Source organism: Kitasatospora purpeofusca (assembly GCF_034043715.1).
In the GTDB taxonomy this organism is placed as follows: domain Bacteria; phylum Actinomycetota; class Actinomycetes; order Streptomycetales; family Streptomycetaceae; genus Kitasatospora; species Kitasatospora purpeofusca_A.
In genome coordinates this window covers 21,879-30,981 of sequence record NZ_JAXCLC010000088.1, presented here as the reverse complement: position 1 = coordinate 30,981, position 9,103 = coordinate 21,879, and the positions used below count along the sequence as shown (strand labels likewise).

At 73.9% G+C, this 9,103-nt stretch carries 9 protein-coding genes; 3 read left to right on the top strand and 6 right to left on the bottom strand.

Features of this window, described 5'->3' with window-relative positions; all coding sequences use genetic code 11:
- Positions 1-298 precede the first annotated feature (298 nt).
- Both SM793_RS32220 and SM793_RS32215 read right to left on the bottom strand, forming a co-directional pair.
- Positions 299-826, bottom strand: coding sequence for a DUF1990 domain-containing protein (locus tag SM793_RS32220; protein ID WP_320441864.1), 528 nt, complete (start codon positions 824-826; stop codon positions 299-301).
- A 14-nt stretch (positions 827-840) separates the two neighbouring features.
- On the bottom strand, positions 841-1,731 hold the full coding sequence (locus SM793_RS32215) for a YndJ family protein (RefSeq protein WP_320441860.1): 891 nt from the start codon (positions 1,729-1,731) through the stop codon (positions 841-843).
- A 192-nt stretch (positions 1,732-1,923) separates the two neighbouring features.
- Here SM793_RS32215 and SM793_RS32210 point away from each other — a divergent pair, with 192 nt between their 5' ends.
- A complete protein-coding gene (locus SM793_RS32210; protein ID WP_045942175.1) occupies positions 1,924-2,193 on the top strand; it encodes a DUF1876 domain-containing protein in 270 nt (89 codons plus the stop codon).
- A gap of 284 nt (positions 2,194-2,477) precedes the next feature.
- Here the strand turns inward: SM793_RS32210 and SM793_RS32205 are convergent, their stop codons facing one another.
- The 4 genes from SM793_RS32205 to SM793_RS32190 form a co-directional block, all read right to left on the bottom strand.
- Positions 2,478-2,918, bottom strand: coding sequence for a PPOX class F420-dependent oxidoreductase (locus SM793_RS32205; RefSeq protein WP_320441859.1), 441 nt, complete (start codon positions 2,916-2,918; stop codon positions 2,478-2,480).
- 569 nt (positions 2,919-3,487) lie between these two features.
- A complete protein-coding gene (locus SM793_RS32200; RefSeq protein ID WP_320441858.1) occupies positions 3,488-5,020 on the bottom strand; it encodes an MFS transporter in 1,533 nt (510 codons plus the stop codon).
- A gap of 99 nt (positions 5,021-5,119) precedes the next feature.
- Positions 5,120-5,785, bottom strand: coding sequence for a TetR/AcrR family transcriptional regulator (locus SM793_RS32195; protein WP_320441857.1), 666 nt, complete (start codon positions 5,783-5,785; stop codon positions 5,120-5,122).
- A 218-nt stretch (positions 5,786-6,003) separates the two neighbouring features.
- On the bottom strand, positions 6,004-6,615 hold the full coding sequence (locus SM793_RS32190) for a GNAT family N-acetyltransferase (RefSeq protein ID WP_320441856.1): 612 nt from the start codon (positions 6,613-6,615) through the stop codon (positions 6,004-6,006).
- A 168-nt stretch (positions 6,616-6,783) separates the two neighbouring features.
- On the opposite strand from SM793_RS32190, the gene SM793_RS32185 reads away from it, so the two are divergent.
- On the top strand, positions 6,784-8,193 hold the full coding sequence (locus tag SM793_RS32185) for an ATP-grasp domain-containing protein (RefSeq protein ID WP_320441855.1): 1,410 nt from the start codon (positions 6,784-6,786) through the stop codon (positions 8,191-8,193).
- On the top strand, positions 8,190-9,098 hold the full coding sequence (locus SM793_RS32180) for a Rossmann-like domain-containing protein (RefSeq protein WP_320441854.1): 909 nt from the start codon (positions 8,190-8,192) through the stop codon (positions 9,096-9,098). The genes SM793_RS32185 and SM793_RS32180 overlap by 4 nt, the downstream gene beginning before the upstream one ends.
- Positions 9,099-9,103: the final 5 nt, after the last annotated feature.

The following is a 9,103-nucleotide window of genomic DNA, read 5'->3' as shown; positions in this document are numbered from 1 at the left end:
GGGGGGGGGGGGGGGGGGGCTGGGCGCCCCCCCCCCCCCCCCCCCCCCCCCCCCCCACTCCCGGCTCCCGTCGAGCGCCTTCGCATGCCTGCCGCAGGAAGTCGACTTCGCCGATTTCCTGTGTCACCCCGATCCTGGCTCTCCACCGAGGGATCCGGCCTGTCGTTGGTGGGAGGTCGGTGAGGCGGTCTTCCCACTCCCATTCCTCGTCGATGGCGCTGCGATGCCGCCCCCGCCCCGCTGGGCGTGGCCCGGTGGGGAGTGGGAAGTCGACCTCGCCGACTTCCCACTCCGTGGCCTACCGGGTCGCCCGGGTGGCGAGGTGGGTGAGGGCGCGGGCGCAGCGGCGGGCGAAGAGGTGCTGGGCGCGGGGGAGGAGGGGGCCGGCGAGGCGGGCGTACCAGCGTTGCGGGCGGCTGAAGGCATTCACGGTGAACCAGACCGCCCCGTCCGGTGCCAGTTCCACCACGAAGGTCTCCTCGCCCACCGCGAGGTGCCCCCGGCGGGTGCCGTAGGTGAAGCCGTAGCGGTCGCGCTCCCCGTCGGCGGTGCTCCAGATCACCCGGCACGGGGCGCCGGCCCGCAGCGGGCCGAGGCCGATGCCGCAGTGGACCGCGACGCCGCGCGCGGCCCGGTCGGCGTCGGTGGTGATCCGGACACCGGCTGCCCGGTGCATCCGCCAGTCCAGTACGGCCGGCCCGGCGGCGTCCAGGGCGGCGCGGCCGTGGCCGAGGAGGGCGCGGTGGCGGAGGTGGTTGTAGCCGGCCGGAAGTGGGGCGCCGAGGCGGGTGCTGGCGCCGACTTCCGGGTAGTTGAGGTCGTCCAGCGGTGCGGTGGCGTTCATCGGAGGATCTCCTGCGGGATCGGCGGAACCGGCGGGATCGGCACGACGGCGAGGCGGCGCCAGGCGAGCAGTGAGCAGAGCGCGAAGCCGAGGGCGTTGCCGACGCCGTGGGTGGCGGCCATCCAGCCGAGGGTGGGGTGGGGGATGCCGGAGGCTTCGCCGAGGGCCCACCACAGGGCGAGCAGCATGGTGACGGCGAGGACGGCCGCCGAGACGCCGAGCAGCGCGGGCGTGCCGGTGAACCGGGGAACGCGGCTCCGGTCCGCTGCCCGGGGTCGCAGGTCGCGCCAGGTGAGCAGGCCGACCAGCCACATGCCGGCGGTGAGGACGGCGGCGCCGACGAGTTCGGCCCAGTTCCCGACGAAGTACCCGCCGAGCACCAGCAAGGTCCCGGTCGGGACGCTGAGCGCGGCCCACCGGGCGGCGGGGCGGCCGGGGACGGCGCGGCAGACGAGTCCGGCGACGAGCGCGGCCGTGAACCCGGCGTAGTGGAAGTGCGGGACGGTCAGGGCGAGGATGTCGAGGTCGAAGCCGAACAGCTGGTACCCGGCGCGCTCCGCCACCAGGGCGAGTCCGGCGACCGAGGGCATGGCCAGCGCGGTGAGGACGGCGATCTCGGCCGGGGCGAGGGAGCGGGTGCGGGCCAGCCGGCGCGGGGCGTGGGCGGCGACGGCGAGGGTGCCGAGGGCGTAGCAGGCGGCGGTGCCGGTGGCGAGCGGGCCGCGTGGCAGCCACAGCGACAGCGCTCCGGGGACGGCGGCGAGCGGCCAGAGGCGGCGCAGCCGGGCGAGCCCCGGTTCGTCGATCAGTGCGAGGCCGAGCGGGACCACCGCGCCCATGCCGAGCAGGACCAGCAGGTCGACCAGTTCGGCGGTGCCTCTGCCCATGGCGGCCCGGCCCTCCTTGAACGCGTTCAAAGTTCCATTGCGCACCGACTCTACGTGCGTAACTGAACGCGTTCAAGTTCTGGTTCCGGGGCAGCCGGCACCGCCTGCCCTGGTGTTCACGAGGGGCACGGCGCACCCTGGAGGAGTAGGAGGAGTGACCGGACGAAGAGCGACCGCCGGAGGTGATCCGCCATGCAGACTCTTGTCGGTTGGCACATCGAAATGGAGTTCCGCGAAGAGGGGCCGCGAACGGCCGCCGCCGCCCTGCTGCGGCTGGGCGACGGGTCGGAGCTGCGCGCACACGGGTACACCAGCCGCCACCCGTCGGACCCGGAGCAGCTCAGGGTCGGCGAGGAGATCGCCGCCGCACGGGCGCTCAACGACCTCGCCTCGCAGTTGCTCACCAAGGCCCACGGCGAGATCCAGCAGGTCAGCCCGATCCCGACCCATCCGCTGTCGTGACGCCGTCGGAGGGTGCCGGGGGTCCGGCCGGTCACCGGTCGCGCATCCCGTTGATCTGCCCGAGGTGCGGGAAGGAGCAGCGGGTGGTGCCGGGAGGGTCGGGCCGTGCGATCAAGGTGGTGCACGCCGGGACCGGCCAGGAGGCCTGCGAGCCGGGAGACCTCGCCCGCGCCCCGGAGGACGGCACGGCCTGAGCCGGCCGGTCCCGCCTGCGCCGGTCTGGCCTGCGCCGGCCTCGCTTCCGCCGCGCCCGCCTTCGCCGGCCCCGAGCGCCCCGAGGGACGTCAGTTCGGGCAGTACGTGGTCGGCACCTGCCACTCGGGCCCGATCAGCCGCTGCTCCCGCTCGTTGAGCGTGATCCGGATCCCGACCGTCCCGGCCAGCCCGAGCCGCATCCGGCTGCGGGCCAGGGCCAGGAAGGCCGCCATGCCGTACTTGTTGATCAGCGACGCGCGGTAGCGGGCGGTGGCGTCCTGGTCGCAGACGGCGGCGCGGGCCGGGAGCTGCGCGCCGGTCGGGCGGCCGTGGGCGTCGCAGGGGCCGACCAGCACCTTGGGGTGACGGCGGATCCGTTCGGCCTCGCCGGAGTGGGCGGGGGTCCAGATGCCGAGCGCCGTGCCGTCGGCGACGACCCAGCTCTGCGAGTGGACCTGACGGCCGTCGTCGCCGTAGGAGGTGAGCAGGAGGTACTTGCTGTCGGCGAGCTGGTCGGTACGGTCGTGCACGGCGTCCTCCCTCTCCGGTCCGGCAGGCGGTCGCGGCCGGGGCTGCCGGTGGCTCGTGGTGCTCCACGGGGCGTGCTGTTCGCAGGCGGCGCGGTGCTCCGCGGCGGGCCCGGCGGTCCGGGCGCCCTGCCGTACGGCCCACGGGACAGCCTGGTACGGGTCCGGTCAAGGACCCCGGCCGGGTGTGCCACTCCATTGTCGTCCAGGGCGGCCGCCGTTTCGAGGGCTCGGAAGCGCTCGGGAGCGGGGGACCGGTGTGCTCCCGCAGGCGCGAGCGGGGCGTGCGCCGCCACGGAACCGCAGGTCCCGCCGCCGGAGACCAGAACCGCCGCCGCCCGGGGGGGAGGGGGAATCCCACCCGGACGGCGTAGACGCAGGCGGGGGCGCCGGGCGACCGGCAGGCCCCCGGGCGGCGCAGACCGCCAACCCGGGAAGACGGCCGCCCCAGAAACGGAAAACGCCCGCCCCGGAAACGGCGAGCGGCCCGCCCCGGAAGCGGCGAGCGGCCCGCCCGGCGTCCTGAAGACACCGGACGGGCCGCTCCGCACCGTCGCGTTACCCCGCGAGGGTCAGTGCACCAGCACCGGCACCTCGTTGGCGTTCGCCGCACCCGCGCCCGAACCCTCGCCGGCGCCGCCGGCGTCGGGGCGACCGGCGTTGATCAGGACGAAGGCCAGCACGGCCGCCAGGGCCAGGATCCCGAAGGACCACCAGATCGCGGTCGAGAATCCGTGCACCATGCCCCCGAACTGCACCGCCTTCGCGGCGGCCGGGCTGGTGGCTTCGCCCGCGTGGGCGGCCAGCCAGGTGGTGGTGGCGCTGGCCGCGATGGTGTTCAGCAGCGCGGTGCCGATGGCGCCGCCGACCTGCTGCGAGGTGTTGACCATGGCGGAGGCCACGCCCGCGTCGCGCGGCTGGACGCCGTGGGTGGCGAGGCTCATCGCCGGCATGAACGCGGTACCCATGCCGAGGCCCATCAGGACCAGGCCGGGCAGGATCAGTGCCGGGTAGGAGGTGTCCACGTCGATCTGGGTCAGGACCAGCATGCCGACCGAGGCCAGCAGGAACCCGGGCGCCATCAGGTACCGCGCCGGGACGCGGGTCATCAGGCGGGCGCCGATCTGGGTGGAGCCGGTGATCATGCCCGCCACCATCGGCAGGAAGGCCACGCCGGTCAGCACCGGGCTGTAGTCGAGCACGATCTGCAGGTAGTAGGTCAGGAAGAGGAAGAGACCGAACATGCCGATCACGGCCAGGCCCAGCGACAGGTAGACCCCGCCGCGGTTGCGGTCCAGCACGACGCGCAGCGGCAGCAGCGGCGCCTTGACCTTGCTCTCGACCAGGACGAACGCGGCCAGCAGCACGGCGGCGCCCACGAACAGACCGATCGTCATGCCGGAGTTCCAGCCGTCCGACTCGGCCCGGGTGAAGCCGTAGACCAGCGCGACCAGACCGGTGGTGACCAGCAGCACGCCCGGCACGTCGAGCCGGTTGCGGTTGCGGCCCTCGGCGGGCTCGCGGATCACCATGACGGCGCCGACGGCGGCGACCACGGCGAACGGGATGTTGACGAAGAAGGTCCAGCGCCAGTTCATGTACTCGGTGAGCAGGCCGCCGAGGATCAGACCGATCGCACCGCCGCCACCGGCGATCGCGCCGTAGATGCCGAACGCCTTGGCGCGCTCCTTGGCCTCGGTGAACATGACCGCCAGCAGCGACAGCGCGGCCGGGGCGAGCAGGGCGCCGAAGACACCCTGGAGGGCGCGGGCGCCGAGCAGCATCGCGGTGTTGGCGGCGGCGCCGCCGAGCGCGGAGGCCAGCGCGAAGCCGGTCAGACCGACGATGAAGGTGCGCTTGCGCCCCCACAGGTCGGCCACCCGGCCGCCGAACAGCAGCAGCCCGCCGAAGGCCAGCGCGTACGCGGTGATCACCCACTGGCGGTTGCCGTCGGTGATGCCGAGGTCCTTCTGCGCGGACGGCAGCGCGATGTTCACGATGGTGGCGTCCAGGACGACCATCAGCTGCGCGAGGCCGATGAATATCAGGGCCTTCCAGCGCCTCGGATCAGGCTGAACGGCGGGCAGGGCGTCGGTTTTTGACATGGAGGTACTCACTTCACGGTGCGAGGTGTGCGGAAGACGTGCGGGGCGGTGCAAGGGACAACGGGTTAAGGGGAGGAGAACATCGGCGGACGCGTCGGATCAGTGGTCGCCGTGGAAGTCCTCGAAGGTCGCGGCCCGGCCGGGCAGTGTCGAACGGGCGGGCGCCCGCATGCCGTCCAGGAACAGTTGCAGGTGCCGGTGGACGAATCCCTCCAGGATGTGGCACGAGGTGCCCGGCAGTGGGCGGGTCAGCTGGCTGAGCGCGATGAACAGGTCACCGTGGGCGACGTCCGGACGGATCTCGCCCGCCGCCTTCGCCCGGTCCAGCAGACTGCCGACGACCAGCATCAGGCGCTCGCGTGCCTCCGCCAGGTCCGGATCGTTCAGGTCCACCCGGTTGGTGAGCATCGGGCACAGCGCGCCGACCTTCTCGTCGACCGTCTCGTGGGCGAACCGCTCCAGGGCGTCGAACGGGCCGGCGGCCTCGGCGGCGGCCCGCTCGGCGATCGCCACGATGCGGTTCTTGACGAGCAGGGCCACCTCGCGGATCAGCGCCGCTCTGGTGGGGAAGTTCCGGTAGAGCGTAGCGTTTCCGACGCCCGCCCGCTTCGCAATTTCGTCCAGCGGCGCCTCGGCGCCGTGCTCGACGAACGCGTCCCGGGCCGCCAGTACGATCCGCTCACGGTTGCGGCTGGCGTCCGCACGCAGTCGAGGCGTGCGGGCCGGCTCCGTGGTCCGGGTCGGCCGGGTGGCGGCGGTGGTCACGGCTGTGCTCCTCCCGAAGAATACAAGTTCCGGGGAGAAACTCCCCGCTTAGTCCTACGAAGGGCTAAACGGGGAATCCCTCCCCGGAAATTTCACGCTTCGGTGTGACCTGAGTCACATCACCGTCCGTGTTTCGAGCATCCTCCTGCCGTCACCACTGTCCATGCCGGTCGCACCGCCATCGCGGGCCGCACTGTCGCCGCCGGCGCTCGGAAGGGTCACCCGACCGAGGCCGCGGCCGGTCCGGCGGCGACCCGGTGGCCGATGCCCGGTCCGGTGCGGGCGGCTCGGTGCAGCGGGATCTCGAAGTGGACGGTGGCCACGCCGGGGCCGTGCTCGCCGGTCGGCCGGGCGTCGTGCACCTCCTCGGCGAGGCTGCGCCAGAACGCCTCGGCACCCGGGATCGCCGTGTTGGTGTGCAGGTAGAGCCGTCGGTAGCCGCCCTCCGCGGCGGCGAACGCGCGGGCGCGGTGGACCAGTTCGCGGGCCAGGCCGTGCCGCCGGTGCTCCGCCCGGACGTAGACCCGGACCAGCTGGGCGGTGGTCCCCGAGGGGTAGCGCTCGGCGACCTCGCGCGGGTGCGGTGGATGGATCGGCCCGGTGGAGTGCAGCGCGGTGGTGGCGACCACCTCCTCGGCGTGGACGGCGACCAGCAGGGTGTGGCGGGGGTGGTCGAGGTAGTGCCCCTGGAGGTCGACCACATCGGCGTGCCAGTCGGGCACATAGCCGTAGCCGAACTCGCGGTAGAAGGTGTCGAGGATCAAACGGCGCGCCCCGGGTACGTCCTGCGGCAGGGCATGGCGGATCACATAAGGAAGTTGACGCTGCATCAGATACTCCGACCGGAGGTGGGGCGGGAGGTCGATGGTCAGCGTACATGAAAACCACTTTCATCTAATGCATCGGCGGACGCGCGGTCCGGCGTGTTGAAAATGAAAACGAATCCCGTTACCGTCCTGCCTGTCCGCCGATCGTCGAGTCCGTCGAAGGGGAGAACCGTGGCGCATCTGCTGGTGATCGAGAGCTGGGTCGGCTCCATGAGCAGGTTGCTGCCAAGGGCGCTGGGGGAGAGCGGCCACCGCTTCACCTTCCTCACCCGCGACCTGCACCACTACCTGCGCGCCGCCCCCGTCGACGGCCCGCACCCGCTGCTCGCGGCGGAGAACATCCTCACCGTCGACACCAACGACGCGGCCGTGCTGCTCCCGTACGCCGAGCGGCTGCACGGGCTGCTCGGCTTCGACGGGGTGCTCTCCTCCTGCGACTACTACCTCCCCCAGGTCGCCCGGGTGGCGCACCGGCTCGGCCTGCCCGGGGCCGCCCCCGGCGCGGTCGAGGCCGCCTGCCGCAAGGACCTCACCCGCCGGATGCTCGCCGAGGCCGGCGTCCCCGGACCCGCGTACGCGCTCTGCGCCGACCGCGAGCAGGCCCGGGCCGCCGCCCGGGCGATCGGTTACCCGCTGGTGGTCAAGCCGGTCGACCTGTGCGCCGGGATGTTCGTCCGGGAGGTCGTCGACGAGACCGAACTCCTGGTCGCGATCAGGGCCCTGGAGGCGTTCCCGGTCAACGCGCGCGGCCAGCGCCGGGAGCCGGCCGTGCTGCTGGAGGAGCTGCTCACCGGGCCCGAGGTCAGCGTCGAGACGGTCTCGGCGGGCGGTGCCGCGCACGTCGTCGGGATCACCGACAAGAGCGTCGGCGGGGCGCCCGCGTTCGTCGAGACCGGGCACATGTTCCCGGCCGCCCTGGAGCCGGCCGAGGCCAGGGCCGCCGCCGACACGGCGCTCGCCGCGCTGGCCGCGCTCGGGCTCGACCAGGTCGTCGCGCACACCGAGATCAAGCTGACCCCGGGCGGGCCCCGCGTGGTCGAGGTCAACCCGCGACCGGCCGGGAACCGGATCACCGAGCTGGTCCGGCGGGTCACCGGGGTCGACCTGGCCGCCGCCGCCGTCGACGTGGCCCTCGGCCGGCAGCCCGACCTGGCCGTCCGGTCGACCGGGGTCACCAGCGCGGCGATCGCCTTCCTCGTCCCCGAGGGCGGGCAGGCCGGGCTGCTGGACGGCTTCGACGGCGAGGAGGTGGTGCGGCGCGACCCGGCGGTGGTCGAACTCGCGCTCGCCGGGGCGGGCCGCGAGGTGCGGCCGGCGACCAGCAACAACGAGTACCTCGGGCACGTCATGACCGCCGACAGCGGAGGGGCGGGGGCGCGCGGCGCGGCCGAGCGGCTGCTGGCCGGGCTCACCCCGCGCCTCACGGCGGCCGCGGCTGCGGGAGCGGCCGTCGCGGACACCGAGGCCGTCGAGGCCGTCGAGGACATCGAGGACGCCGTCGGGACCGCTGTCGGAGCCGCCCTCGGAGTCGCCCTCGGGGCCGCATCCGCCGAGGCCGAACCCGCCGGGGTGCCCGCATGAGCGCTCCCGCCGCCACCAGCATCGCCGGCACCGCCGCCACCACCAGCACCGGGTGCGTCGGTGTCCCCCCGAGCGCCGGCACCGCCGCGCTCGACCTGATCACCGGGCGGGCCCGTACGGGGGCGTACGGGCCCGACCCGGCCTCCCTGCGGATCGCGCTGGCCTTCACCACCGTCCAGGCCGTCCGACACGCCGGCCGCGCCCGCGGCTACCGCAACGAGGTGCTCAGCCTGCGGCTCGGCGCCGCCGTCGGCTCCTGCGCCGTCGAGCCGGGTGAACTCCCCGCCGAAACCCTCACCGGCTGTGTCGGCGCCACCGTCGACGAGTTGCTCGACCACCCCCGCGCCGCCGTCCGGGTCGCCGCGCTGGACGCCTACCTCGGCCACTGCCGTCCGCACGGACCGGCCGAGGGCGCCCGTCCGGTGCCCTTGCCCGCAGGTTCCTCGCTGGCGAAGTCCCGCGCCCGCGCCGCCGCCGTGGTGGGGCTGCTGCCGCTCGCCGGAGTCCGCCGGGTGCTGGTCGTCGGCGTCGTCAACTCGCTCCTGGAGCAGCTTCGTTCGCGCGGAATCGGCTACGTTCCGTGCGATCTCAAGGGCGGCGCCACCGAGTGGGACGAACCGGTGCGCACCGACACCCTCGCCCACCTCGACGCCTGTGACGCCGTCCTCGCCTCCGGCATGACCCTGGGCAACGGCTCGCTCGATCCGCTGCTCGCGCACGCCCGCGCCACCGGCAAGCCCCTGGTGCTGTTCGCCCAGACCGGCAGCGCGGTGCTGCCGCGGCTCCTGGGCGACGGGGTGACCGCCGTCAGCGCCGAGCCCTACCCCTTCTTCTGGCTCGACGGCGGCCCCACCGTGCTCCATCTCTACGGCGGCCCGGCGGGTCGAGCGGGTGCGGCACGGTGACCGCC